Raw genomic sequence first — 25,269 nt, 5'->3', positions numbered from 1 at the left:
CCAGCGCGATGCGCTCGACCGGCTGGTGCCGGATATGGACGGTGAGGGCGTCCGCAATGCGGACCTGATCATCGAGGCGGTGCCGGAGAAGCTCGAGCTGAAACAGAAGGTCTATGCGGGGCTTGAGCCCAGGATGAAGCCGGGCGCCATCCTCGCGACCAACACGTCGAGCATTCCATTGCAGGATCTGCGCACCACGCTGGCGAGGCCGGAGCGGCTGCTCGGCCTGCACTTCTTCAACCCGGTGTCGCGGCTGCAGCTCGTCGAGGTCGTCAGCCATGACGGCACCGATGGCGCCATGCTTACGGAGGCGCGCGCCTTCGTCGGCGCCATCGACCGCCTGCCACTGCCGGTGAAGAGCTCGCCGGGCTTCCTCGTTAACCGCGCGCTGACCCCCTACATGCTGGAAGCGATGTTGATGCTGGACGAGAAGATCGACCAGCGCCTGATCGACGCGGCGGCGGTTGAGTTCGGCATGCCAATGGGGCCGATTGAGCTCGCCGACCAGGTCGGCCTGGATATCTGCCTCGATGTCGGTGACATGCTGCGCTCGAAGTTCGGCGAGCTGCTGCCGCCGACGCCCGCTTGGCTGCGCGACAAGGTGGCCAGGAGCGAGCTCGGCCGCAAGACTGGCAAGGGTTTTTACACCTGGAAGGACGGCAAGGCCGAGAAGCAACCGCTGCCGGGGACTGGCCCGAAGGTGACGGATGAGATGATCGACCGCCTGGTGCTGCCGATCTCCAACGTCTGCGTCGCCGCACTGCGCGAAGGCATCGTCGACGATCCCGATATGGTCGACGCTGCGATGATCTTCGGCACCGGCTACGCCCCGTTCCGCGGCGGCCCGCTCAATTATGCGCGCATGCGCGGTGTCGACAATGTGGTGTCGGCCATGAAGGCGTTGATGCGCAAGTTCGGCGGGCGATTTACGCCTGACACCGGCTGGGAGACTTTCAAGTGACAGACTCGCAAACGCATGTTCAAGCGCCGCTGTCCACCGACGCCGAGCCGAAGGGCGATCTCTGCATCCGCACGCTGGCGATGCCGGCCGACACCAATGCCAACGGCGATATCTTCGGTGGCTGGCTGCTCAGCCAGATGGATGTCGGCGGCGGCGTGTTTGCCTCCAAGGTGGCAAAGTCGCGCACCGTGACGGTCGCGATCGAGGCGATGAACTTCCGCAAGCCGGTCTATGTCGGCGATCTCGTCTCGGTCCATGCCACGCTGGTGCGGCTCGGCCGCACCTCGATCACGGTGCATCTGGAAGCCTGGGTGCTGCGCCGCCGCGCCCAGCAAGCCATTCTGGTGACCGACGGCAATTTTACCTACGTCTCAATCGACGATCACGGCCAGCCGCAGCCGATCCAGCGCGATGGCGCGACCATTGCGACCTGATCGAACGGTTGGACGGCGAGGAACAAACTGATCCCGATCCAGTTATCGGCGCGGAATCAAACCGAGGCCGACTATGTCTGACAGTTACGTGATCGAGGTGAGTTCACAGACCGCGGGTATCGTGGTGCGAGATATCCGGGGTTACCAGTTCTTTGCTGCATCGCACCGTTTCGACGCTCTTGAAGGCCGGATTTTCCGCAACGCTCGCGAAGCCGAGCGCGCAGCGCGTCGCCTCGCGAGCGGCGAAACCATGGAAATGGCGTCGTAGCCCCTGAGCGTCATTCCGGGTCTGGTGCTGCGCACCATCACGGAATGACTGCGGTGCGTTGACCTCTGCGCCGAACAGTCGCAGCATGGGCGACTCGCCGCTTCAAGGGGGCCGCCGTGGCCGGACTCTCCCATCGCCAGACTGAAATCCTCAACATCGCGCGCGCCTTCGGGCGGGTGATGGTGGAGGATCTTGCCAAGCGATTCGAGGTGTCGGCGCAGACCATCCGCAAGGACCTCAACGACCTCTGCGACCAGCGCGCGCTGACCCGTATCCATGGCGGCGCCATCATCGCCTCCGGGGTGGAAAATCTTGCCTATGAGGCGCGCCGCTTCGTCGCCGCCGAGGAGAAGAAGGCGATCGGCGCCGCCGCCGCGGCCCGGATCCCGAACGGCTGCTCGCTATTCATCAACATCGGCACCACGACTGAAGAGGTCGCGAGCGCACTGACCTCGCATGAGGACCTCCTGGTCATCACCAACAACCTCAACGTCGCAATGCTGCTCTACCGCCATCCGCGCATCGAGGTGGTGGTCGCGGGCGGCACGGTGCGCCGCGCCGACGGTGCCGTGGTCGGCTCGACCGCGACGCAACTGATCGGCCAGTTCAAGGTCGACTACGCCATCATCGGCGCCTCCGCGATCGACGAGGAGGGCGCCTTGCTCGATTTCGACTATCGCGAGGTGCAGGTCGCGCAGGCGATCATCGCCAATGCACGCAACGTCATGCTGGTGTCCGATTCGACCAAGCTTCGCCGCAGCGCGCCGGTGCGCATTGCCCATATGAGCCAGATCCAGACCTTCATCACGGACTCGCCGCTTCCCGCCGGCCTCGCCAACATCTGCCACAGCCGCGGCATCGAAGTCGTGGTGGCGATGGACAAGCCGCAAGCCGACATCGACGACACCAGCCCCGAGCCCGCGCCGGCGCCAGTGACGATGCGCAGCGCATAGGGCGCTCGCGCGCGAGCAAACAGGTGCGTGCCACCTGGGCATCGAGCACGACTCCCTCCCTGTCAACCTGAGAGGGCGTGAAGCTTTGTCCCACCCACCGCTGTCATCGCCCGGCCTGTGCGCAATTGCGCACATGGAGCGGGCGATCCAGTACGCAGCGGCCTATCGGCTCAATAACGACTGTCTCTGGATGCTGAGTCGTCCGGTCAAGCCGGGGCGACGACACCGAGCAAGTTGCAGTCATCCTTCGAGGCTCGCCGAAGGGGCTCGCCGGTCGAGATTTACGAAATCCCCCAGCCCAAGTTCCTTATTTTCGGTTTGCTTTCGTTTTCTGTTGTGATCTAATCAAATCCGAAAGTAAAACCGTCAAAGCGAAGACGGTTTGCCGGGGAAGCGCTCTTGGATCGAATTTACGACCTCGCCATCATCGGAGGCGGCGTTAATGGCTGCGGCATCGCGCGCGATGCTGTGGGCCGGGGCAATTCTGTTTTCCTTTGTGAAATGAACGATTTGGCGAGCGGGACGTCGTCCTGGTCGTCCAAGCTCGTGCACGGCGGTCTGCGCTATCTCGAATATTACGAGTTCCGTCTGGTGCGCGAGGCGCTGATCGAGCGTGAGACGCTCTGGCAGATCGCGCCCCACATCATTCGTCCGCTGCGTTTCATCCTGCCGCATCATTCCGGATTGCGTCCGGCCTGGTTGCTGCGGCTCGGCCTGTTCCTCTACGATCATATCGGCGGCCGCAATCTGCTGCCGGCGACGCGCTCGGTCGATCTCGCGCATGACGCGCTCGGCAAGGCGCTGATTCCGAAGCGCTACAGCAAGGGTTTTGAATATTCGGACTGCTTCGTCGACGACGCACGCCTCGTCGTGCTGACCGCGCGCGATGCCGCCGATCGCGGCGCCGAAATCCGCACCCGCACCCGCGCGGTCGAGATCAGGCAGGTCGACGGCATCTGGCACGTCACCGTGGAAGACCGTGCCAGCGGTGCGCGCGAGACCATCAAGGCGCGTGCACTGGTCAATGCCGGCGGCCCCTGGGTCGAAGAGGTGCTGGCATCAGGCGCCGGCGTCAACGCGCGCGCCAAGGTGCGGCTGGTGCAGGGCTCGCACATCGTGGTCAAGAAGCTCTACGACCACGACCGCGCCTACACCTTTCAGAATGCCGACGGCCGCATCATCTTCGTCATCCCCTATCAGGACGACTTCACGCTGATCGGAACCACCGATCGCGACTATGACGGCGACCCGGCCAAGGTGAAGGCCAGCACGGAGGAGATCGCCTATCTCTGCGCGTCCGCCAGCGAGTATCTCGCCAGGCCGGTGAAGCCCGAGGACGTGGTCTGGGATTATTCCGGCGTGCGGCCGCTGTATGACGACGGCGCCAGCGAAGCCAAGGCCGCCACCCGCGACTATGTGTTCGAGCTCGACACGCCGGGCGGGGTGCCGCTGCTGTCGATCTATGGCGGCAAGATCACGACCTATCGCCGCCTCGCCGAAGAGGCGCTGGAGCGGCTGGCGCCCTATCTGCGCGGCACGAAGTCGCAGCAAGGCTGGACAGGCAAGGCGCCACTGCCCGGCGGCGACATGGATGTCTCCGCGATTCCGGCGCTGACCGCCGAATTGATGCGCAACTATCCTTTCCTTGCGCAGCCGCATGCGAACCGTCTCGCGCATGCCTATGGCACGCGCGCCGCCAAACTTCTGGGCAATGCAACATCAGCGGCGGAGCTCGGCCGCGCCTTCGGCGCCACCTTGACGGAAAGCGAAGTCAGGTACCTGATGGCGAACGAATGGGCGCAGACCGCGGAGGATGTTGTTTGGCGACGATCCAAGCTGGGCTTGCGGATGACCGCGAACGAAATCGCCGCGCTCGACGAATGGATGGCCGCCAACCGCGCCTCAGCTGAACGTCCCCTTCGCGAAGCCGGAGGACGGACATGAGCGTCACGCTGCAAAACGTCACGCGCACCGTGGATGGCATTCAGACCATCCGCGACGTTTCGCTGACGCTGGAGCGCGGCACGCTCAGCGTGCTGCTCGGGCCGACGCTGTCGGGCAAGACCTCGATCATGCGGCTGCTCGCCGGCCTCGACAAGCCGGCCACCGGCCGCGTGCTGGTCGACGGCAAGGACGTTACCGGCGCCGACGTCCGCCAGCGTTCGGTCGCGATGGTCTATCAGCAGTTCATCAATTATCCGTCGCTGACCGTCTACGAGAACATTGCCTCGCCGCTGCGCGTGCAGGGCAAGCCGCGCGCCGAGATCGAGCAGCGCGTCGCCGAGGCCGCGCATCTGCTGCGGCTCGAGCCGTTCCTCAAGCGCACGCCATTGCAGCTCTCCGGCGGCCAGCAGCAGCGCACCGCGATCGCGCGCGCGCTGGTCAAGGGTGCCGACCTCGTGCTGCTCGACGAGCCGCTCGCCAATCTCGACTACAAGCTGCGCGAGGAGCTGCGCGCCGAGTTGCCGCGCATCTTCGAGGCCTCCGGTGCGATTTTCGTCTATGCGACCACAGAGCCGTCCGAGGCGCTGCTGCTCGGCGGCAACACGGTGTGCATGTGGGAAGGCAGGGCGCTGCAGTTCGGCGAGACGCCGAAGGTCTACCGCCATCCGGACACGCTGCGCGTCGCGCAGGTGTTCTCCGATCCGCCGCTCAACATCATCGGCATCGAGAAGAAGGGCGGCCAGGTGACTTACGCTGGCGGCGAGCAGGCGCCGGCGAGCGGCCTCTATGCCAATCTGGCTGACGGCACTTACCGGGTCGGCTTCCGCGCCCACCAGCTCGAGGTCGGCAGCACTGCGGCCGGCCGCCACAGATTCTCCGCCGCCGTAACGGTGACCGAGATCACGGGGTCGGAGAGTTTTGTGCATCTGCATGTCCATCAATCGAATTGGGTCGCGGTGCTGCATGGCGTGCACGAATACGAACCCGGGCAGGTGCTCGACGCCGCGCTCGATCCCGGCAACGTCTTCGTGTTCGACGCCGCCGACCGGCTGGTCGCCTCGCCGGCGACGGCGTTCTCAGGCGAGATGTCCAGCGGTCCGCGCCAGGTCGGCGCAGCCAGCAAGTGAGGGAGATGCCAGATGGCCCGCATTGACCTCGTCGACCTCGCGCACTCCTACGGCGGCAACGACGCGCCGCCGGAATCGTTCGCGTTGAAACCGGTCACCATGACCTGGCGGCAGGGCGGCGCCTACGCGCTGCTCGGCCCGTCCGGCTGCGGCAAGACCACGCTGCTCAACCTGATCTCGGGGATCGTGACCCCATCGCGCGGGAAAATCCTGTTCGACGGCCGTGACATCACGCCGCTGTCGACGCAGAAGCGCAACATCGCGCAGGTGTTCCAGTTCCCGGTGATCTACGACACCATGACGGTGGGCGAGAACCTGGCGTTTCCGCTGAAGAACCGCGGCGTCGCCAAAGCCGAGGTCAATGCGCGGGTGAAGCAGATCGCCGATCTGCTTGATCTGACGCCGTACCTCAATCGCAAGGCGACGCGGCTGACCGCGGATGCCAAGCAGAAGATCTCGCTCGGCCGCGGCCTGGTGCGCTCGGACGTCGCCGCGGTGCTGTTCGACGAGCCGCTGACCGTGATCGACCCTGAATTGAAGTGGCAGCTGCGTTCCAAGCTGAAGGCGCTGCATCGCGAGTTCGATCTCACGATGATCTATGTCACCCACGACCAAACCGAGGCACTGACCTTCGCCGACACCGTCGTCGTGATGCATGACGGCCGCGTGGTGCAGAGCGGCACGCCGGCCGAATTGTTCGACAAGCCGGCGCACACCTTCGTCGGCTACTTCATCGGTTCGCCCGGCATGAACATCCTGCCCGCCGAGGTAAGCGGCCACGAGGCGCGGATCGACGGCCACGTCATCGGCCTGCGCCGCAACTACGGTGTCCTTCCGTCCAGCAAGAAGATCGAGATCGGCGTGCGTCCGGAATTCGTCGATGTCGCTGCGCCGGCGTCAGGCCTGCTGTCGGCGGCGATCGAGCGGATCGATGATCTCGGCCGCATCCAGTTCGCCCGCGTCCGCGTCGGCAACGCCAAATTCGCCGCGCGCGTGCCGCCGGGCTTCTCGATCCCAGGCAACACCGCTGGGCTGATCTTCAATCCTGCGCATGTCCATGTCTATGCCGATAGCCAGCTGGTCGAGGGGGTTGCCTGATGGACAAGACCGTCAACCAGAAAGCCTGGTTCCTGGTGCTGCCGGTGTTCCTGGTGGTGGCGTTTTCCGCGGTCATCCCGCTGATGACCGTCGTGAACTATTCGATGCAGGACACGTTCGGCAACAACCAGTTCTTCTGGAACGGCGTCGGCTGGTTCAAGGAGCTGCTCGATCCCTCGACCGATCTCGGCGGCCGCTTCCTCGCCTCGCTCGGCCGCAATTTGCTGTTCTCGGCGATCATCCTCGCGATCGAGGTGCCGCTCGGCATCGTGGTCGCGCTGTCGATGCCGCGCGAGGGCTGGAGCGTCGCGGCCTGCCTCGTCATCCTCGCGCTGCCGCTGTTGATCCCGTGGAACGTGGTCGGCACCATCTGGCAGATCTTCGGCCGGCCCGATATCGGCCTGCTCGGCTATGTGCTGAACCACCTCGGCCTCGACTACAACTACGTCTCCAATGACGTCGACGCCTGGATCACCGTGATCGTGATGGACGTCTGGCATTGGACCAGCTTGGTCGCGCTGCTCTGCTACGCCGGTCTGAAGTCGATTCCCGACGCCTACTACCAGGCGGCGCAGATCGACGGCGCTTCGCGCTGGGCGGTGTTCAAGGCGATCCAGCTGCCGAAGATGAACCGCGTGCTGCTGATCGCGGTGCTGCTGCGCTTCATGGACAGTTTCATGATCTACACCGAGCCGTTCGTCGTCACTGGCGGCGGACCGGGCAACTCGACCACCTTCGTCTCGATCGAGCTGGTCAAGATCGCGCTCGGCCAGTTCGACCTCGGCAAGGCCGCGGCGCTGTCGCTGGTCTACAATTTGATCATCCTAATCGTGTGCTGGGTGTTCTACACCGTGATGACCAATGCCGGCAGCGAACGCCCGGCCAAGGAGGGAGTGGCGTGATGCACTCGATTCCCGGTCGCCGCCTGATCATGGCGCTGTTCTTGGTCTTCCTGCTGTTGCCGATCTACTGGCTCGTCAACATGAGCTTCAAGACCAACGTTGAGATCGTCTCGACGATGACCTTGTGGCCGCATACGCCGACGCTGCAGCACTACAAGCGCATCTTCACCGACGAGAGCTGGTATTCGGGCTACATCAATTCGCTCGAATATGTGGTGCTCAACACCATCATCTCGATCGCAGTGGCGCTCCCGGCGGCCTACGCGTTCTCGCGCTACCGCTTCCTCGGCGACAAGCATTTGTTCTTCTGGCTGCTGTCAAACCGCATGGCGCCGGCGGCGGTCTACGCGCTGCCGTTCTTCAACCTCTATTCGGCGATCGGCCTGTTCGATACGCCCTGGGCGGTCGCGTTGGCGCACTGCATCTTCAACGTGCCGCTGGCGGTCTGGATCCTCGAAGGCTTCGTCTCCGGCGTGCCGCGTGAGATCGACGAGACCGCGTTCCTCGACGGCTATTCGTTCCCGCGCTTCTTCATCAAGATCCTGGTGCCACTGATCGCGAGCGGCATCGGCGTCGCGGCGTTCTTCTGCTTCATGTTCTCCTGGGTCGAGCTGCTTTTGGCGCGCACGCTGACCTCGGTGCAGGCCAAGCCGATCGCGGCGATCATGACGCGCACGGTGTCCGCCGCCGGCATGGACTGGGGCCTGCTCGCCGCCGCCGGCGTGCTCACCATCATCCCGGGCGCGCTCGTGATCTGGTTCGTCCGCAACTATATCGCGCGCGGCTTCGCGCTCGGCCGGGTGTAGGAGGCATTCATGGAGTTAATCGCATGGATGGCCTGGACGCTGCCGACCGGGATTTTCTTCGCGCTGCTGGCCTCGACGCTCGGCGTGATGACTTGGCTCGCGGCGGTCTATCCCGAGGCCGAGCGCGTCGGCGTGCTGACGATCCCGACCACGCGCGGCGATCGCCTGTTCATTTCGCTGGTGCTGGCCGCCGTGATCCACCTGGTGTGGATCGGGCTGGTCGGCACCGATCCGATCTTCACGCTGCCGATCGGTGAGGGCGTGGAGATTTCGAGCCTGTGGCTCGCAACACTGATTTCGCTTCTGTCGGCCGTGGCGGTGTTCCGCACCGTCTGACGAAAGCGAGGAAGAGCAGATCCGGGGCCTACCCGGGCCTGGGGTTTGGTTTGTCGCTGCAACCGGAGGAACACTATGCGACATTTGAGAACGACCAAGGATAGTCTTTTGACTATGACCAGCGCGGCCGCGCTGATCGCGGCGTCGCTGGCAATTGCTGCGCCGGCCCGCGCCGCCGACGAAGCCGTGATCCAGAAGTGGATCGCGGAATTCCAGCCCTCGACGCTGTCGAAGGAAGACCAGAAGAAGGAGCTGGAGTGGTTCGCCAAGGCCGCCGAGCCCTTCAAGGGCATGGAGATCAACGTCGTCTCGGAAACGATCACGACGCACGAATACGAGTCGCAGACGCTGGCCAAGGCGTTCTCCGAGCTCACCGGCATCAAGCTCAAGCACGACATCATCCAGGAAGGTGACGTCGTCGAGAAGCTGCAGACCCAGATGCAGTCCGGCAAGAACGTCTATGACGGCTGGATCAACGACTCCGACCTGATCGGCACCCACTTCCGCTACAACCAGACGATCGCGCTGTCGGACTACATGACCGGCGAGGGCAAGGACGTCACCGACCCGATGCTCGACGTCAACGACTTCATCGGCAAGTCGTTCGGTACCGCGCCGGACGGCAAGCTCTACCAACTGCCCGACCAGCAGTTCGCCAACCTCTACTGGTTCCGCTACGACTGGTTCACCAATCCCGAGTACAAGGCCAAGTTCAAGGCCAAGTACGGCTACGAGCTCGGCGTGCCGGTGAACTGGTCGGCCTATGAGGACATCGCCGAGTTCTTCACCAACGACATCAAGGAAATCAACGGCGTCAAGGTCTACGGCCATATGGACTATGGCAAGAAGGACCCGTCGCTCGGCTGGCGGTTCACCGACGCCTGGCTGTCGATGGCCGGTAACGGCGACAAGGGCATTCCGAACGGTCTGCCGGTGGACGAGTGGGGCATCCGCATGGAAGGCTGCCGTCCGGTCGGCTCCTCGGTCGAGCGTGGTGGCGACACCAACGGTCCGGCCGCAGTCTACTCGATCACGAAGTATCTCGACTGGTTGAAGAAGTACGCCCCGCCGCAGGCCCAGGGCATGACCTTCTCCGAGTCGGGCCCGGTGCCGGCGCAGGGCAACATCGCCCAGCAGATCTTCTGGTACACCGCCTTCACCGCCGACATGGTGAAGCCGGGCATTCCCGTGATGAACGCGGACGGTACGCCGAAGTGGCGCATGGCTCCGTCGCCGCACGGCTCGTACTGGAAGGAAGGCATGAAGCTCGGCTATCAGGACGCCGGCTCCGTGACGCTCCTGAAGTCGACCCCGGCCGACCGCCGCAAGGCGGCCTGGCTCTATCTGCAGTTCATCGTCTCCAAGACGGTCAGCTTGAAGAAGAGCCATGTCGGTCTCACCTTCATCCGCGAGTCCGATATCTGGGATAAATCGTTCACCGAGCGAGCGCCGAAGCTCGGCGGCCTGATCGAGTTCTACCGCTCGCCCGCGCGCGTACAGTGGACCCCGACCGGCAACAACGTGCCCGACTATCCAAAGCTCGCGCAATTGTGGTGGCAGAACATCGGCGATGCGTCGTCCGGTACCAAGACGCCGCAGCAGGCGATGGACGCGCTCGCCGCGGCCCAGGATTCGGTGATGGAGCGTCTTGAGAAGTCCGGTGTGCAGGGCGCCTGCGGACCGAAGCTGAACAAGAAGGAAACCGCCGAGTTCTGGTTCAAGAAGGCCGAGAAGGACGGCACCATCGCGCCGCAACGCAAGCTCGCGAACGAGAAGCCGAAGGGCGAGACCGTCGACTACGACACCCTGATCAAGTCGTGGCCGGCCACCCCGCCCAAGCGCGCCGAAGCGAAGTGAGGCGCGACCGCCCACGCCCTGCATGAAGCTGAGAAGGCCGGGAGCGATCCCGGCCTTTTTGTTTACGTCGTCGTTTACGTCGTCCGCTCCCTCCCTCATTCCGGGGCGCGCTAACGGGTCTGGGCGAAACGCGGCCCGTGACAGGCTCCGCGACCCGGAATCCATCGTGATGCGCGTGGTGCGGGTCAATGGATTGCGGGCTGCGCCGAACGGCGCATCCCCACTCACGGACCCCGCTTGACTCGCTGGGACGGCAAACTCATAGTCAGCATTATGCAATTGAAGTAATCGTATATCGATTATTCGGGCAAGGCGCTGGGCGGAGCGGGTTGCTCCCTTTGAGAGGCGGGTGGATGGCACTGATCGAGGCGTTCAGGCAGTTGCTGGGCGACACGGCGGTCCTGACGCGAGATGAAGACCTCGCGGGATTGATCGAGGACTGGCGCGGCCGGTTTCGCGCGCCGGCGCTGTGCGCCGTGCTGCCGGCGAACACCGAGCAGGTTGCCGCCGTAGTCCGTCTCTGCGCCGAGCACGGCGTGCCGGTGCTGCCGCAGGGCGGCAACACCAGCCTGTGCGGTGGCGCCACGCCGGCGGCCGACGGCCCGCCGCCGGTGATCGTCGCGCTGACGCGGATGCGCCGGATCAGGTCGATCGATCCGGTCAACAACACGATGGTGGTCGATGCCGGCTGCGTGCTGGCTACGATCCAGGAAGCCGCCGCGGCGGCCGGCCGGCTCTATCCGGTCAGCCTCGGCGCCGAGGGCTCCTGCCAGATCGGTGGCAACATTGGCACCAACGCCGGCGGCACTGGCGTGCTGCGCTATGGCAATACGCGCGACAATGTGCTCGGCCTCGAAGTGGTGCTGCCCGACGGCTCGATCTGGGACGGCCTCTACGCCCTGCGCAAGAACAACACCGGCTACGATCTCAAGCATCTGTTCATCGGCGCTGAGGGCACGCTCGGCATCGTCACCGGCGCGGTGCTGAAGCTGCATCCGCTGCCGACCGCGGAGGCGGTGGCCTGGCTCGCGCTCGATGGGCCGCAGCAGGCGCTCGAGGTACTTGGCCTGTTCCAGGCCTCCTGCAGCTCGCGGCTTTCGGCGTTTGAGCTGATGAATTCCGATCAGATCCGGCTCGTACTTGAGAAAGTGCCGGGGCGGCGTTGCCCCGTGCCGGTCAGGGCCTGGCATGTTCTGGTCGAACTGTCCGACACCGGCGATGCGCAGGCGCTCGGCGCCACGTTGCAGGCGGTGCTGGAGCGTGCGATCGAAACCGGATTGATCAGTGACGCCGTCGTCGCCACCAGCGAGGCGCAGCGCAAGGCGATGTGGCTGGTCCGGCACAGCGTGTCGGAAGCCAACAAGAAGGCCGGCGTCGGCCTTACCTCGGATACCGCGGTGCCGGTCTCGGCGGTGCCTAGCTTCATCGAGCAGGCGACCGCGGCGGTGCGCGCCATCGTGCCCGATCTGCCGATGGTGGTGGTCGGCCATATGGGCGACGGCAACATCCATTTCATTCCGTTCTTCAGCTTCGATGCATGGAACGCGGTGGCGGATCGCGATGCGCTGGCGGACCGGATCCGCCGCGCCATCGACGACGTCGCCGCGGCGCTGCGCGGCACCTTCAGCGCCGAGCACGGCATCGGCCGCACGCTGACCGGCGAGATGGCCCGCTACAAGCCCGCAGTCGAACTCGCTCTGATGCGCGCGGTCAAGCAGGCTTTCGATCCGCGCGGCCTGTTCAATCCTGGCCGGGTCCTGCCGTCAGCCGCGGCCCATCTGCCTCGCCATCCGATGCAATCGACAGACAAAGGGGAGACCTGACAGTGAGTACATCTCCGAACTCCGGCATTTCTCGCCGCAGCCTGCTGCTCGCAACCGGCGGCGCCGCGCTGGCGATGCCTGCGGTCTGGTCGCCGTCCCGCGCCGCGGGCAAGCGCATCGTGGTGCGCGACGACGGCGGCATCTACACCAAGGCGTTCGGCGCGGTGTTCTACCGCCCGTTCACGCAAGCGACCGGCATTGAGGTTGTCGGCGTGCAGGCCACCGCCGAGCCGGTGGCGCAGATCAAGACCATGGTCGACACCAAGAACTACACCTGGGACATGGCCAAGATCAGCTGGCCGGCGATCCTGCTGCTGACCAGTGGTGCGACGCCCTATCTGGAGAAGCATGGCCTGGAGTCCGAGCCGGTGATCAAGTCGATCCCGCCGGAATACATGTCGCCCTATGGCGTCGGCACCAACGTCTACACCACCGTGCTGGCCTATCGCGCCGATGCGTTCAAGGGCCGCAAGGCGCCGCAATCCTGGGCCGATTTCTGGAACGTCGCGGACTTCCCCGGCCGCCGCGCGGTGCGCAAGCATCCGTTCGACACCGTCGAAGAGGCGCTGATGGGCGCAGGCGTGCCGACCGCGCAGGTCTATCCCTGCGACCTCGGCAAGGCGTTCGCCTCCCTCGACAAGATCAAACCGTCCGTCGCGGTGTGGTGGACCACGGGCGCACAGGTCGAGCAGATGCTGACCTCCGGCGAGATCGACATGATCCCGACCTGGGTGTCGCGCGCCCAGGCCGCGCAGGCGGCGGGGGCGCCCGTCGAGATCGTCTGGAATCAAGGCATCTGGGGCGCCGACAACTGGTCGATCATCGCAGGCACGCCGAATGCCGATGCCTGCCGCGAGTTCATCAAGTTCGCGTCCGACCCGAAGCGGATGGCCGCGCTGACCGAATTCTTCCCGGCCGGTCTCACGCAGCCGGAGGCGTTCAACTGCGTCAAGCCCGAGATCGCGAAGAACTGTCCGACCTTTCCGGACAACATCAAGGCCGGCCTGAAGATCGATCCGAAATTCTGGCTCGACAACCAGGCCGCGGTGATCGAGCGCTTCAACAGCTGGATCCTGGCTTAAACCTCCGGAGCAGACATGGCCTCATCGAGCCTGCGCGTCTCGAATCTCTGCAAGCGCTACGGCGATTTCGTCGCGCTCGCGCCGACCAGTCTCGACGTCGCCAAGGGGGAGTTCCTCACGCTGCTCGGTCCGTCCGGCTCGGGCAAGACGACGCTGCTCAGCCTGATCGCCGGGCTCGCCCATCCGGACGAGGGCCGGATCCTGATCGACGATGCCGACGTGACGCACAGCCCGGCCTACGCGCGCGACATCGGCGTCGTGTTCCAGAACTACGCGCTGTTTCCCCACATGACCGTCGAGGAGAACATCGCGTTTCCTCTCAAGATGCGGAAGATGGCCGATGCCGAGGCGCGCAAGCTCACTGCCGAGGCGCTCGAGACGGTGCGGCTGCCGCACGTCGCCAGGCGCTATCCGCGCGAGCTCTCCGGCGGCCAGCAGCAGCGCATCGCGCTGGCCCGCTGCATCGTCTATCGCCCGGCGATCATCCTGATGGACGAGCCGCTCGGCGCGCTCGACAAGAAGCTGCGTGACCAGATGCAGCTCGAGATCAAGCGCATCCACCGTGAGCTGCGCACCACCATCGTCTACGTCACCCACGACCAGGAAGAGGCGATGACGATGTCGGATCGCATCTGCCTGATGAATGCCGGCGCGATCGAGCAGCTCGGCACGCCCGAGGATCTCTACTTCCGCCCGCGCTCGGTGTTCGTCGCCGATTTCCTCGGCGAGTCCAATTTGCTCAGCGCAACGGTACGCGACGTCGATACCGAAGGGCTCGACATCGTGCTGGCCGACCACGAGGCGCAGCTGCGCGCCGTCGGCAATGGCAGCGCCTTTACTGCCGGCGAACCGATCAAGGTGATGGTGCGGCCGCAGAATCTCGTGGTCGAGGATGCCGCGGCAGGACGCGGCAGGCTGACCGGCCGCCTTACCGACGTGATGATCAGCGGCAGCCTGACCCGGCTCTACATCGCACCGGAGGCCGCCGGCATGGCGCCGCTGGTCGCCGCCTATCCGACCCGCAGCAGCGCCGCGCCCTACGAGATCGGGCAGTTGGTGTCGCTCGGCTGGAACGCGGCCGATGCCGTCGCGATCCGCGACGCAAAGGGAGCCTGAGGTGAGGGCGGTGGCGAAGCTCCGCGCATGGCAGCAGGCTCCGCTCCTGAACTGGGCCGCGATGGGCGCGCCACTGGTGCTGCTGCTTGTCTTCTTCCTGGTCTACCCGGTCGGCCAGCTGCTGCTGCTCAGCATCCATAACGACAGAGGCTTCACGCTGGCGCAGTACCGCCAGCTGTTCGCCTCCTCGGTCTATCTCGACGTCCTGCTCATCACGCTGAAGATATCGCTGGTGACGACGCTGGTCTGCGTCGTCGCGGGGTACCCGATCGCCTATCTGATCTCGATGGTCGGCAAGGAGCGCAAGGCGACGCTGCTGTTCTGGGTGCTGCTGTCGTTCTGGACCAGTTTTCTGGTGCGCGCCTTCGCCTGGATCGTGCTGCTCGGGCGCAATGGCGTCGTCAACAAGCTCTTGCTGTCGCTCGGCATCGTCTCCGCGCCGGTCGATCTGCTGTACAGCTTCGGCAGCGTCCTGATCGGCATGGTCAACGCGCTGCTGCCGCTCGCCGTGCTGACCATGCTCTCGGTGATGGAGAATATCGACCGCAATCTGCCGCGCGCCGCGGCGACGCTCGGCGCCGGCCCGGGCATGGCGTTCTGGAAGATCTATTTCCCGCTGTCGCTGCCCGGCGTCGCCGCCGCCGGCATCATGGTATTTGTCACCGCGATCGGCTTCTTCATTGTGCCGGCGCTGCTCGGCGGCCGCCGCGAGACCATGATCACGCAGCTGATCATCGACCAGGTCCAGCAGACCATGAACTGGGGATTCGCCGGCGCGATCTCGGTGCTGCTGCTCGCCGTCGTGCTGATCGTCTTCACGGTCTATGACCGGCTGCTCGGCCTTTCGACCATGACCGGCGCGGCGACCGCGGTACGGGCCAAGCTGTCGCGGCGCTCTGGCCTGTTCGCGCGGATCGGCGATGCCGTGCTAACGCTGCTCGGCGCGATCTCCGACCGCATCATCGGTCTGCTGCCGTCGCGGCGCGACCGCGGGCCCGATACGCCCGGCCTCGGCCTGCAGGGCTTCGTCTGGATCATGCTGACCGTAATCAGCGCGCCGACCTTGCTGATGATCCCGCTGTCGTTCGGCACGGGCGGTCTAAACTGGCCGCCGCAGGGCTTTACGCTGCACTGGTACCAGGAAGTCTTGCAGTCGCCGGTGTGGACCCAGGCGGTGATCCGTTCGCTGTTGGTCGGGCTCGGCACCGGCGCGCTGGCGATGCTGATCGGCACACCCGCCGCGTTCCTGCTGGTGCGCAGCAACATCCCGGCCAAGGGCGCCTGGCTCGCCTTCATCCTGTCGCCGATCGTGGCGCCGCGGATGATCATCGCGGTTGGCCTGTTCTACGTGTTCGCGCGCATCGGCCTCGTCGGCAGCGCCTTCGGCCTGATCCTCGGGCACACCGTGGTCGCGGTGCCCTATGTGGTGATGACCATGATGGCGGTGCTGCGCAACTACGACACAAGGCTCGACCATGCCGCGCAGAGCCTCGGCGCGCGCCCGTTCGCGACGCTGCGCCACATCACGTTCCCGATCCTCGGTGCCGGCATGATGTCGTCGTTCCTGTTCGCGTTCGCGACCTCGTTCGACGAGCTCACCATCGCGCTGTTCGCCACCGGCGGCCTCAACGCCACCCTGCCCAAGCAGTTCTGGGACGAGGTCACACTGCAGGTCTCGCCTGTGATCGCCGCCGTCTCGACCTGCCTGTTCATCTTCATGGGCATCCTGATCTTCGTCGCCGAACGCCTGCGCCGCCGTGTGGCGGCGAGATAGCCATCCCCTTCCAAACAGAGGTTTCGAAATGCTCAGTTCCACTCGTCTTCGCGGCATCTTTCCCGCGATCCCAACGCCGGTCGGTGCCGACGACACGATCGACGCTGGCGCGGTGTCGGCGCTGTTTGCCTGGCTGCTCAAGCAGGGGATCGACGGCGTGGTGCCGCTCGGCGGCACCGGCGAATATGGCGCGCTGGCACGCCGCGAGCGCATCCGGATGGCGAACCTGTCGGTCGCGGCGATGGCGGGCAAGGGCCCGGTGATCGCTGGCGTGCTCGACACCGGCTTCCACGACGCGCTTCAGGCGGGCCGCGAATTCGCCGCCGAGGGCGTGGACGGCCTGCTGGTGCTTACGCCATACTACACCAACCCGACTCAGGTGGGCATTCGCGACTATTTCCTGCGCTATGCCGATGCGTCGCCCGTGCCGTTGCTGATCTATGAAATTCCCTATCGCACCCGGATCGCGATCGAGCCCAAGGTGCTGCATGAGCTGTCGCGCCATCCCAACATCATCGGCATGAAGGCCTGCAACCTCGACATGTACCACTTCCTGCAGGTCGTCGCCGGCGTCGACGAGAGCTTTGCGGTGCTGAGCGGCGAAGACAGCCTGTTTCCGCTGCATCTGGCCGCCGGCGCCAAGGGCGGCATCGTCGTCACCGCGAGCCTGCTGCCGCGGGCCTGGCGACAGATCTATGAGGCTGCAAGCGCGGGCCGCACCGCCGAGGCGCTGGCGTTGCACCGCCGCCTGATCCCGCTGATGAACATGGCGTTCGCGGAGACCAATCCCGGACCGATGAAGGCGGTGATGGATCTCGTCGGCGTCAACGCGCCGCGCGTGCTGGCGCCGCTGGTGCAGCCGGCCGCGGCACTTGTCGCGGCATTCCGCACCGAGCTCGGCCGTCAACTGGCCGAGACCGAAAGCGTGGCCTGACGATGGGCGACCGGCCGCACCGCAGCTTGCAGGGAAGGATCGCAGCATGAGTGACGGCGGCGCAGGCCGGCCGGCGAAGGCGGCAAAGCGCGGGACTGGCGGGAAGGGCGCGAGCAAGCGCGCCGACCCGGCGCGCTCGTCGCTGTTCGTCGGCTCCACCGAGAAGGCGTTCCAGGTGCTGCATGCCTTTGACGGCCCGCGTCGGCACATGACGCTGGCCGACATCGCGCGCGCCGCCGGCCTCGATCGCAGTGCCACGCAGCGGCTGGTCTATACGCTTGAGGTGCTCGGTTATCTCAGGCGCATCGAGGGTACCCGCAATTACGGCCTGACCTCGAAGGTGCTGCAGTTCTCGCACAATTATCTCAAGGCCAACGACCTGATCGACAAGGCCTCGCCCTATCTGCTCGACATCAGCCGCAATCTCGGCGAGACCTGCAACCTGCATGAGCTCGACGGCCACGAGGTGGTGTTCGTGGCGCGCTTTCCCGGCCAGCATCTCATCAACGTCGATATCGTGATCGGCAGCCGGCTGCCGGTGTATTTCACCGCATCAGGCACCGCGATCCTCTCGGCGCTGCCGGAGGAAGAGCGCCTGGACCTGCTCAAACGCTCGCCGCTGGCACCCCTGACACCGTACACGGTGACCGATCCGGAGCAACTGCTGGAACGCGTGCGCATCGCCGCCACCCGTGGCTATGCCGTCATCATGAACGAGACCGTGATGGGCGACATCTCCGTCGCCGCGCCCGTGATCGACGAGCACGGCCGCGCCGTGGCCGCGATCAATATCTCGGTGCCGACCACACGCTGGACCCGCGAACGCGCGGAAGCCGAGCTGGTGCAGCACGTCCACGTCGCCGCGACCTCGATCTCGAAGTCGAAGTTCAATCGTTACGCGGCGTAGTTCGTCATTCCGGGGCGTGCGAAGCGCGAGCCCGGAATCCATCGTGACGCAAGCGATGTGGATCAATGGATTCCGGGCCTGCGCCTTGCGGCGCATCCCGGAATGACGATGTGGAAATATTTCGATCACTCTCCGTCATTGCGACGAGCGACAGCGACGAAGCAATCCATGCTTCAGCGTATGCGGCTCGGTAGATTGCTTCGCTTCGCTCGCAATGACGATGGGGGAAGAGCGGCGTCTACTCCGCCGCTTCAGTCGCCTTTAGCGTCGGATAATCCGTATAGCCCTTGGCGCCGCCGCCGTAGAAGGTCGCCTTGTCCCACTCGTTGAGCGGGGCGCCAGCCTTGAGACGTTCGACCAGGTCGGGGTTGGAGATGAACGGCTTGCCGAATGCGATCAGGTCGGCCGCGCCTTGCTCCAGCACTTTCTCCGCCAGCGCGAAGTCGTAGCCGTTGTTGGCAACATAGGCCTGCTTGAAGCGCTTGCGCAAGCTCGCGTAGTCGAACGGCGCGATGTCGCGCGGGCCGCCGGTGGCGCCCTCGATCACGTGGATGTAGGTCAGCTTCAGTGCATTGAGATGGTCGACGATGTAGTCGAACAGCGGCTGCGGGTTGGAGTCGGTGATGTCGTTGGCGGGCGTGACCGGGGAGATGCGGATGCCGGTGCGCTCGGCGCCGGCCTCGGCTGCAACTGCCTTGGACACTTCAAGCATTAGCCTGGCGCGGTTTTCGATTGATCCGCCGTACGCGTCCGTGCGCTGGTTGGTGCCGTCGCGGGCAAACTGGTCGAGCAGATAGCCGTTGGCGCCGTGGATTTCAACGCCGTCGAAGCCGGCGGCCAGCGCATTCGCGGTGCCGCGCTTGAAGTCGTCGATGATTCCGGGAATTTCCGACAGCTCTAGCGCGCGCGGCTCGGAGATTTCGGTGAAGGTGCCGTTCACGAAGGTCTTGCCCTTGGCACGGATCGCTGATGGCGCCACCGGCTTGCCGCCGCCGGGCTGCAGCGAATTGTGCGAGATGCGGCCGACATGCCAGAGCTGGATGAAGATGCGGCCGCCGCGCTCATGCACGCGGTCGGTGACCTTGCGCCAACCTTCGACCTGTTCCTTCGAATAGATGCCGGGCGTGTCCTGATAGCCCTGGCCCTGCTGCGAGACCTGGCTCGCTTCGGTGACCAGCAGGCCGGCGGAGGCGCGCTGGCCGTAATAGTCCACCGCAAGCGGGCTCGGCACGAAGCTGCCCGGCTCGGCGCGGTTGCGCGTCAGCGGCGCCATCACCAGGCGGTTCGGCAGCGTCAGGGCGCCAAGCTTGTAGGGTTCGAGAAGTTTGGTCGGTTGGCTCATGAGGAATGTTCCAGGTGGGTGTTTGGGCAGAAACTGATAGACCAAGACTTGTGCATTGCGGCGACGAGCGCAATGGCCGAGCCATTCGTGGTCCGCAGGCTAGCCGCGCACGATCCCGCCCATCTGGCCGGCATTGAGGAACAGGGTGTGCGCGTGACGTAGGAGGAGTCATTCGAAATCAGGAGCCGCGCAGCATAGGCGGCCTCCCGGCGGGTGCCCCGGCGGCCGAAAAGCACTGTCACCGCCGCCCCGGGGGACCGGCGATGACTCGCGCCGTCATTCCGGGGCTCGCGACGCGAGAACCCGGAATCCATCCCGCCACGATACGTGCGGTGAAATGGATTGCGGGTTCGATGCTGCGCATCGCCCCAGAATGACGCTTCGTGTCAGCTCACCCCAAGGAAATCGCGCTTGCCGATCTCGACGCCGTTGTGGCGCAGAATACCGTGCGCGGTCACGGCGTGGAAATAGAAGTTCGGGAACGAGAACGCCGAGAGGAATTGCTGGCCCTTCAGCGTCATGGTGCGGCCGGCACCGACCGGGAAGGTGACGTCCTTGGCGTCGGCGCCGTCGAACTGCTCGGGCTTGAACGACTTCACATAGGCAATCGTGTTCGCCAGCCGCTGCTTCAACTCGGCAAAAGTCGTTTCGGTGTCCGGCGTCGACGGCACCTCGCTGTGGGTCAGCCGCGCGCAGCCGCGTGCGGCGTGGTCGCAGACCAGCTGCACCTGCTTGGTCAGCGGCAGCATGTCCGGATAGAGCCGCGCGCCCAGTAGCACCGAGGGTTCGATCTTTTTCGCCTCGCAATGGGCCTCGGTCTTGCTGAGCAGGCCGGTGAGGCTGTTGAGGATTTGCAGGTAAGCGGGGACGACGGCGTCGTGGAAGGACATGGGGTGCTCTCGCGCTGCGGAAATCGGATGTGCCGAACGGCGATGCTGCAGATGGGGCGGCTGAGGGATGAATACAACTGCGAGGGACCGCAACAGTTGGTTAAATATTTCCCGGCCTGCCACTCTAAGCCCCGTCATCCTGATAGGGTGTGAAGCTTTGTCCTCACCCACCGCCGTCATCGACCGTCAAGCCGGGCGATGACACCGAGCAAGTTGAGTAAACCAATCCGTCATCCCCGCGCAAAGGCTTCGCCTTTGTCGCTGGAGGTGCGCGCTCTTGCGCGCGTCTCCAAGGATGAATCGGCCGGCCGCTGAAGAAGCGGCCACGTCAGGGTGACGGAGATAAGTTGGCGCGCGTGGCGGACCGTACCTACCGCAGCCCCGGCATCGCGGCTTCCGTGGGCGGTGTGCGCGGGCCGCGCATGCGGGCCAGCAATTCAGCGGTCGGCCAGGAATCCGCCGGCAGGCCGTACTTCAGCTGCATCGCCTTCACTGCGCTGCGGCTCGCCTGGCCGAGCACCCCGTCGACCTTGCCGACGTCGTAGCCGGCGCGCACCAGCAACCCCTGCAGCTCCTTGATCTCGCCGAACGACAGTTGCGCGACCGGGCCGTGCGGCTTCTGCATTGGCGGCGCGCCGGCGATGCGGCCGGCGAGATAGCCGGCGGTGGTCGAATAGATCAGCGAGTTATTCCACTCGGTGTAGGCGGCGAAGTTCGCGTAGGCGAGGAACGCCGGTCCCTGCCGGCCCATCGGCAGCAGCAGCGAGGCCGGCATCTCGTCATTCGGCAGCGGCTTGCCGTCGGTGAGGACAACGCCGAGCGACGCCCATTTCGACCGCGGCAGCTTGATGGTGAGATCGGCTTGGTCCCACGGGAAGTTCGCCGCTTGCGGTACGCGCACCTCCTGCAGCCACGGCTCGCCGCGTCGCCACTTCAATCCGTTGGCGATGTAGTTCGCGGTCGAGCCGATCACGTCCGGCCCGCTGGCGAGCAGATTGCGATGGCCGTCGCCGTCATAGTCGACGGCATAGTTGAAGTAATGTGTCGGCAAGAATTGCGTCTGGCCGAGTTCGCCGGCCCATGAGCCGATCATCTCCTCCGGCGTCAGGTCGCCGCGCTCGATGATCTTCAGCGCCGCGATGGTCTCGGCCTGGAACATCTCCGAGCGGCGGCAGTCATAGGCGAGCGACACCAGCGATTTCAGCGTCGGCAGATTGCCCATCTGCGCGCCGAAATCGCTCTCCAGTCCCCAGAACGCGGCGATGACAGGCGGCGGCACGCCGTACTCCTTCTCGGCGCGCGCGAACGCGGCGGCGTAGGTGCGGATGTATTGCTGGCCCTGCTGCATGCGGTAGTTCGCCGCCATGCGGCCGGCGAACTGGGCGAAGAGCTGACCGAACACCCGCTGGCCGCGGTCGCGGTTGACGATGCCCTGGTCGTAGATCAGGTAGGGCGACGCCTCCGCGATCGTCCGCTGCGACACGCCGGCGGCAACCGCCTTGCCCTTCAGCTCGGCGAGGAAGCGGTCAAAACTCTGGCCGTTGTGGCAGGACGCCGCACGCGGCGAGGCGACCGGCCGCGGCTTGGCCGGCCGTGGTTCTACGGGGCTGGGCAGCAGCTGTTGCGCCGATGCGGCGGCCGAGAGTGCCAGCGCGGCCGCGACGGCAACGATCGTGAGCGGGGTGCGGAGAGAAGCTGCTGGCATCGATGTCACCGGCTGACGGACCTGATAAAATGGCTGCCCTGCATACACCAGCCCGGCACCGGGCAACAACGGTGTTAGACCAATTGGGCTTCGGCGGGGCTGTTTGTCGCCGCTATGATCGGCAAAGTGATTCGCGGGCAAGGCATGCCGGCGGATCGATCACGCCCGGAGGGACCCATGTGGAGTTTTCTCGAGCGTCTGTTGGATTCATCGACATTCTCGCCGCACGGCATCTGCCTGTTGTGGGAGCCGGAGCTGATCTGGCTGCACGTTGTTTCAGACGCCATTATTGCCGCTTCGTATTTCTCGATTCCGTTCGCGCTCGCGATCGTGGTGTCCAAACGGCGCGACTTCCAGTTCGGCTGGGTGGCCTGGCTGTTCGCCGCCTTCATCCTCGCCTGCGGGCTCACCCATGTGTTCGCGATCTATACGCTGTGGGTGCCGATCTACGGCATCGAGGGCCTGCTCAAGGCCATGACCGCGATCGCCTCGATCTTCACCGCGATCATGCTGTGGCCGCTGATCCCGAAGATCCTCGCGATCCCGACCGAGGCGCAACTGCGCGAGGCGCATGTCGCGCTCGCGGAGGAGGGACGGCAGCGCCAGCATTCGGAGGTGCTGCTGCAACGCTTCCGCGAGGCCGAGGCCAATGAAAGTAAGATCCGTCAGGCACAGAAGATGGAGGCGGTCGGCCAGCTCACCGGCGGCATCGCGCACGACTTCAACAACATCCTCACCGTCATCACCGGCACCATCGACATTCTCGCCGAGGCGGTGACCCACGACAGGCAGCTGCGCGAGATCACCTCGTTGATCGGCGGCGCTGCCGAGCGCGGCGCCTCGCTAACGCGGCACCTGTTGGCCTTCGCGCGCAAGCAGCCGCTGCAACCGACCGACGTCGACGTCAACGCGCTGCTGGTCGACACCATCGAGCTGCTGCGGCCGACCATCGGCGACCATGTCGACATCGACTTCCGCCCCGCGGCCGACCTGCCGCGCGCATTGGTCGATTCCAACCAGCTCGCCACCGCGATCATCAATCTCGCGCTGAACGCGCGCGATGCGATGCCGAAGGGCGGCACGCTCACGATCGAGACCCGCGCCGCCGAGCTCAGGCCGTCCGACGTGCACGGCCAGGATGGGCTCAAAGCCGGCGACTATGTCGCAATCGCGCTGGTCGACACCGGCCAAGGCATCGCGGAAGCCGATCTGGCAAAAGTGTTCGAGCCGTTCTTCACCACCAAGGACGTCGGCAAGGGCACCGGGCTCGGGCTCAGTATGGTCTACGGCTTCGTCAAGCAATCCGAAGGCCACGTCACGCTCGAAAGCGAAGTGGGCCGCGGCACCCGCGTCGTGCTCTATCTGCCGCGCGCGGCGGTCACGACGCCCGCGGTCGCCGCCGGCAAACCGCAGCAGCCGGATCTGCGCGGCGCGCAGGAGATCGTGCTGGTCGTCGAGGACGACAGGTTGGTGCGCTCCTACGTGCTGACCCAGATCGAGAGCCTCGGCTACCGGACGCTGTCGGCCAGCAACGGGCCCGAGGCGCTCGCCGTACTTGACAGCGGCACGCCGGTCGACCTGCTGTTCACCGACGTCATCATGCCGGGCTCGATGAACGGCCGGGAGCTCGCGACCGAGGCGGTGCGGCGCCGGCCTGCGCTCCGCGTGCTGTTCACCTCGGGCTACACCGAAAACGCCTTCGACCATGACGGCCGGCTCGACGAGGGCATCCTGTTCCTGGCAAAACCCTACAGCCGCGCCGAACTCGCCCGCATGCTGCGCGTCGCGCTGCGCGAGCAGGAAGCCGCCGAGGTCGCGCAGGAGCCGGCGGAGTAGGCACGATCAGTGGCCCGGTCGCGTCTCATGCGAGCTATGCGTCTTGATCCGGGACGCATAACCAAACCTTAACCCGCGGCCGCGTCGCCACGACGCAGCGGTTCCCCTTGCGACGGCGCCCGGCAAATCCCACCCTCAATCGCGTCAGTCATGGCAGCATTCCGGCAGCATTCCGCTTGCCGTCAGGGAACCACGATGAACTATTTTCGCACAGCGCTCCTTCTGGCCGGCCTCACCGGCCTGTTCATGGGCGTCGGCTATTTGATCGGCGGCGGTACCGGCGCGGTGATCGCGCTCGTCATCGCGGCTGCGACAAATCTGTTCACCTACTGGAATTCCGACCGCATGGTGCTGTCGACGTACGGTGCCCATCAGGTCGACCGCAACTCGGCGCCCGAGCTCTACGATCTCGTTGCCGAGCTGGCGAAGCGGGCAAGCCTGCCGATGCCGCGCGTGTTCGTGATGGACGAGATGCAGCCCAATGCGTTCGCGACCGGCCGCAATCCCGAAAACGCCGCCGTCGCCGTCACCACCGGCCTGATGCAACAGCTCAGCCGCGAGGAGCTCGCCGGCGTGATCGCGCACGAGCTCGCACATATCAAGCATCACGACACGCTGACCATGACGATCACGGCGACGATCGCCGGTGCGATCTCGATGCTGGCGCAGTTCGGCATGTTCTTCGGCGGCAGCCGCGACAACAACAACGGCCCCGGCATCATCGGCTCGATCGCGATGATGATCCTGGCGCCGCTCGGCGCCATGCTGGTGCAGATGGCGATCAGCCGCACCCGCGAATACGCCGCCGACAATTATGGCGCGCGCATCGTCGGCCAGCCGATGTGGCTCGCCTCCGCGCTCGCCAAGATCGAGAACGCCGCGCATCAGGCACCGAACATGGAGGCCGAGCGCAATCCGGCCACCGCGCACATGTTCATCATCAATCCGCTTTCCGGCCACGGCGTCGACAATCTGTTCGCAACTCACCCCTCGACCGCGAACCGCATCGCCGCACTGCAGCAGCTCGCCGCCGAGCTCGGCACGCTCGCCGCGCCGCGCTCGGCCGGTGCAAGCCCTCCGCCGCGCAGCCCGTGGGGCGGCTCGACGGGCCAGCGCGGGCCGTGGGGCTGATGGCACAGGCCGGCCGCGCGCCACCCGCGTGAACGACGCGCGA

22 protein-coding genes are annotated in these 25,269 nt (G+C 65.4%); 19 read left to right on the top strand and 3 right to left on the bottom strand.

The window, feature by feature from the left end; translation table 11 throughout:
* From J6500_RS30695 to J6500_RS30615, 17 genes are all read left to right on the top strand, one after another.
* Positions 1 to 961 (top strand): 3-hydroxyacyl-CoA dehydrogenase (locus tag J6500_RS30695; protein WP_249781742.1); only part of this gene is annotated, 961 nt, incomplete at its 5' end.
* A gap of 80 nt (positions 962 to 1,041) precedes the next feature.
* On the top strand, positions 1,042 to 1,395 hold the full coding sequence (locus tag J6500_RS30690) for an acyl-CoA thioesterase (protein WP_225716444.1): 354 nt from the start codon (positions 1,042 to 1,044) through the stop codon (positions 1,393 to 1,395).
* 73 nt (positions 1,396 to 1,468) lie between these two features.
* Positions 1,469 to 1,663 (top strand): hypothetical protein, encoded by a 195-nt coding sequence (locus J6500_RS30685; RefSeq protein WP_225716442.1) that lies wholly within the window; start codon positions 1,469 to 1,471, stop codon positions 1,661 to 1,663.
* Between the two features lie 116 nt (positions 1,664 to 1,779).
* Entirely contained in the window at positions 1,780 to 2,616 is an 837-nt protein-coding gene (locus tag J6500_RS30680) for a DeoR/GlpR family DNA-binding transcription regulator (protein WP_225716441.1), read from the top strand.
* A 399-nt stretch (positions 2,617 to 3,015) separates the two neighbouring features.
* Positions 3,016 to 4,560: a glycerol-3-phosphate dehydrogenase gene (gene glpD, locus J6500_RS30675; protein ID WP_225716440.1), complete on the top strand. Its 1,545-nt coding sequence runs from the start codon at positions 3,016 to 3,018 to the stop codon at positions 4,558 to 4,560.
* On the top strand, positions 4,557 to 5,687 hold the full coding sequence (locus J6500_RS30670; RefSeq protein ID WP_225716439.1) for an ABC transporter ATP-binding protein: 1,131 nt from the start codon (positions 4,557 to 4,559) through the stop codon (positions 5,685 to 5,687). Before glpD ends, J6500_RS30670 begins: the two co-directional genes overlap by 4 nt.
* Before the next feature lie 12 nt (positions 5,688 to 5,699).
* The gene (locus J6500_RS30665) at positions 5,700 to 6,785 is read left to right on the top strand and encodes an ABC transporter ATP-binding protein (protein ID WP_225716438.1); all 1,086 of its coding nucleotides are present in this window, start codon (positions 5,700 to 5,702) and stop codon (positions 6,783 to 6,785) included.
* Positions 6,785 to 7,687 carry a carbohydrate ABC transporter permease gene (locus J6500_RS30660; RefSeq protein WP_225716437.1) on the top strand — a complete coding sequence of 301 codons (903 nt, stop codon included), beginning with the start codon at positions 6,785 to 6,787 and terminating at the stop codon, positions 7,685 to 7,687. The genes J6500_RS30665 and J6500_RS30660 overlap by 1 nt, the downstream gene beginning before the upstream one ends.
* Positions 7,687 to 8,493, top strand: a complete 807-nt coding sequence (locus J6500_RS30655) for a carbohydrate ABC transporter permease (protein WP_225716436.1) — start codon at positions 7,687 to 7,689, stop codon at positions 8,491 to 8,493. Before J6500_RS30660 ends, J6500_RS30655 begins: the two co-directional genes overlap by 1 nt.
* 9 nt (positions 8,494 to 8,502) lie before the next feature.
* Positions 8,503 to 8,829 (top strand): DUF2160 domain-containing protein, encoded by a 327-nt coding sequence (locus tag J6500_RS30650; RefSeq protein ID WP_225716435.1) that lies wholly within the window; start codon positions 8,503 to 8,505, stop codon positions 8,827 to 8,829.
* Positions 8,830 to 8,943: 114 nt separating this feature from the next.
* Positions 8,944 to 10,686, top strand: coding sequence for an ABC transporter substrate-binding protein (locus tag J6500_RS30645; protein ID WP_225716443.1), 1,743 nt, complete (start codon positions 8,944 to 8,946; stop codon positions 10,684 to 10,686).
* Positions 10,687 to 11,039: 353 nt separating this feature from the next.
* On the top strand, positions 11,040 to 12,509 hold the full coding sequence (locus tag J6500_RS30640) for an FAD-binding oxidoreductase (RefSeq protein ID WP_225716434.1): 1,470 nt from the start codon (positions 11,040 to 11,042) through the stop codon (positions 12,507 to 12,509).
* A gap of 2 nt (positions 12,510 to 12,511) precedes the next feature.
* Entirely contained in the window at positions 12,512 to 13,591 is a 1,080-nt protein-coding gene (locus J6500_RS30635) for an ABC transporter substrate-binding protein (protein ID WP_225716433.1), read from the top strand.
* A gap of 15 nt (positions 13,592 to 13,606) precedes the next feature.
* Positions 13,607 to 14,707, top strand: coding sequence for an ABC transporter ATP-binding protein (locus J6500_RS30630; RefSeq protein WP_225716432.1), 1,101 nt, complete (start codon positions 13,607 to 13,609; stop codon positions 14,705 to 14,707).
* Between the two features lie 10 nt (positions 14,708 to 14,717).
* A complete protein-coding gene (locus tag J6500_RS30625) occupies positions 14,718 to 16,481 on the top strand; it encodes an ABC transporter permease subunit (RefSeq protein ID WP_225716431.1) in 1,764 nt (587 codons plus the stop codon).
* A 28-nt stretch (positions 16,482 to 16,509) separates the two neighbouring features.
* Positions 16,510 to 17,415 carry a 4-hydroxy-tetrahydrodipicolinate synthase gene (gene dapA / locus J6500_RS30620; RefSeq protein ID WP_225716430.1) on the top strand — a complete coding sequence of 302 codons (906 nt, stop codon included), beginning with the start codon at positions 16,510 to 16,512 and terminating at the stop codon, positions 17,413 to 17,415.
* A gap of 46 nt (positions 17,416 to 17,461) precedes the next feature.
* Positions 17,462 to 18,322, top strand: a complete 861-nt coding sequence (locus tag J6500_RS30615; protein WP_225716429.1) for an IclR family transcriptional regulator — start codon at positions 17,462 to 17,464, stop codon at positions 18,320 to 18,322.
* 238 nt (positions 18,323 to 18,560) lie between these two features.
* On the opposite strand, the gene J6500_RS30610 is transcribed toward J6500_RS30615, so the two are convergent.
* The 3 genes from J6500_RS30610 to J6500_RS30600 form a co-directional block, all read right to left on the bottom strand.
* Positions 18,561 to 19,664: an alkene reductase gene (locus J6500_RS30610; RefSeq protein ID WP_225716428.1), complete on the bottom strand. Its 1,104-nt coding sequence runs from the start codon at positions 19,662 to 19,664 to the stop codon at positions 18,561 to 18,563.
* Between the two features lie 386 nt (positions 19,665 to 20,050).
* Positions 20,051 to 20,554 carry a DUF1993 domain-containing protein gene (locus tag J6500_RS30605; RefSeq protein WP_225716427.1) on the bottom strand — a complete coding sequence of 168 codons (504 nt, stop codon included), beginning with the start codon at positions 20,552 to 20,554 and terminating at the stop codon, positions 20,051 to 20,053.
* A 370-nt stretch (positions 20,555 to 20,924) separates the two neighbouring features.
* The gene (locus tag J6500_RS30600) at positions 20,925 to 22,259 is read right to left on the bottom strand and encodes a lytic murein transglycosylase (RefSeq protein WP_225716426.1); all 1,335 of its coding nucleotides are present in this window, start codon (positions 22,257 to 22,259) and stop codon (positions 20,925 to 20,927) included.
* A gap of 177 nt (positions 22,260 to 22,436) precedes the next feature.
* Here J6500_RS30600 and J6500_RS30595 point away from each other — a divergent pair, with 177 nt between their 5' ends.
* Both J6500_RS30595 and htpX read left to right on the top strand, forming a co-directional pair.
* Positions 22,437 to 24,095: an ATP-binding protein gene (locus tag J6500_RS30595; protein WP_225716425.1), complete on the top strand. Its 1,659-nt coding sequence runs from the start codon at positions 22,437 to 22,439 to the stop codon at positions 24,093 to 24,095.
* A 195-nt stretch (positions 24,096 to 24,290) separates the two neighbouring features.
* Entirely contained in the window at positions 24,291 to 25,226 is a 936-nt protein-coding gene (gene htpX / locus J6500_RS30590; RefSeq protein WP_225716424.1) for a zinc metalloprotease HtpX, read from the top strand.
* The last annotated feature ends 43 nt before the right edge of the window (positions 25,227 to 25,269 follow it).

The sequence above is a fragment of the Bradyrhizobium semiaridum genome, from assembly GCF_020329505.1.
Taxonomy (GTDB): domain Bacteria; phylum Pseudomonadota; class Alphaproteobacteria; order Rhizobiales; family Xanthobacteraceae; genus Bradyrhizobium; species Bradyrhizobium semiaridum.
This window is presented reverse-complemented; position numbering and strand designations above follow the sequence as displayed.

Coding starts and splice junctions, on each gene's coding strand:
- J6500_RS30690 (WP_225716444.1), top strand. CDS start 1,042: ATGCCGGCCGACACCAATGCCAACGGCGATATCTTCGGTGGCTGGCTG.
- J6500_RS30685 (WP_225716442.1), top strand. CDS start 1,469: ATGTCTGACAGTTACGTGATCGAGGTGAGTTCACAGACCGCGGGTATC.
- J6500_RS30670 (WP_225716439.1), top strand. CDS start 4,557: ATGAGCGTCACGCTGCAAAACGTCACGCGCACCGTGGATGGCATTCAG.
- J6500_RS30665 (WP_225716438.1), top strand. CDS start 5,700: ATGGCCCGCATTGACCTCGTCGACCTCGCGCACTCCTACGGCGGCAAC.
- J6500_RS30660 (WP_225716437.1), top strand. CDS start 6,785: ATGGACAAGACCGTCAACCAGAAAGCCTGGTTCCTGGTGCTGCCGGTG.
- J6500_RS30655 (WP_225716436.1), top strand. CDS start 7,687: ATGCACTCGATTCCCGGTCGCCGCCTGATCATGGCGCTGTTCTTGGTC.
- J6500_RS30650 (WP_225716435.1), top strand. CDS start 8,503: ATGGAGTTAATCGCATGGATGGCCTGGACGCTGCCGACCGGGATTTTC.
- J6500_RS30645 (WP_225716443.1), top strand. CDS start 8,944: ATGACCAGCGCGGCCGCGCTGATCGCGGCGTCGCTGGCAATTGCTGCG.
- J6500_RS30640 (WP_225716434.1), top strand. CDS start 11,040: ATGGCACTGATCGAGGCGTTCAGGCAGTTGCTGGGCGACACGGCGGTC.
- J6500_RS30630 (WP_225716432.1), top strand. CDS start 13,607: ATGGCCTCATCGAGCCTGCGCGTCTCGAATCTCTGCAAGCGCTACGGC.
- dapA (WP_225716430.1), top strand. CDS start 16,510: ATGCTCAGTTCCACTCGTCTTCGCGGCATCTTTCCCGCGATCCCAACG.
- J6500_RS30615 (WP_225716429.1), top strand. CDS start 17,462: ATGAGTGACGGCGGCGCAGGCCGGCCGGCGAAGGCGGCAAAGCGCGGG.
- J6500_RS30610 (WP_225716428.1), bottom strand. CDS start 19,664: ATGAGCCAACCGACCAAACTTCTCGAACCCTACAAGCTTGGCGCCCTG.
- J6500_RS30605 (WP_225716427.1), bottom strand. CDS start 20,554: ATGTCCTTCCACGACGCCGTCGTCCCCGCTTACCTGCAAATCCTCAAC.
- J6500_RS30600 (WP_225716426.1), bottom strand. CDS start 22,259: ATGCCAGCAGCTTCTCTCCGCACCCCGCTCACGATCGTTGCCGTCGCG.
- J6500_RS30595 (WP_225716425.1), top strand. CDS start 22,437: ATGTGGAGTTTTCTCGAGCGTCTGTTGGATTCATCGACATTCTCGCCG.
- htpX (WP_225716424.1), top strand. CDS start 24,291: ATGAACTATTTTCGCACAGCGCTCCTTCTGGCCGGCCTCACCGGCCTG.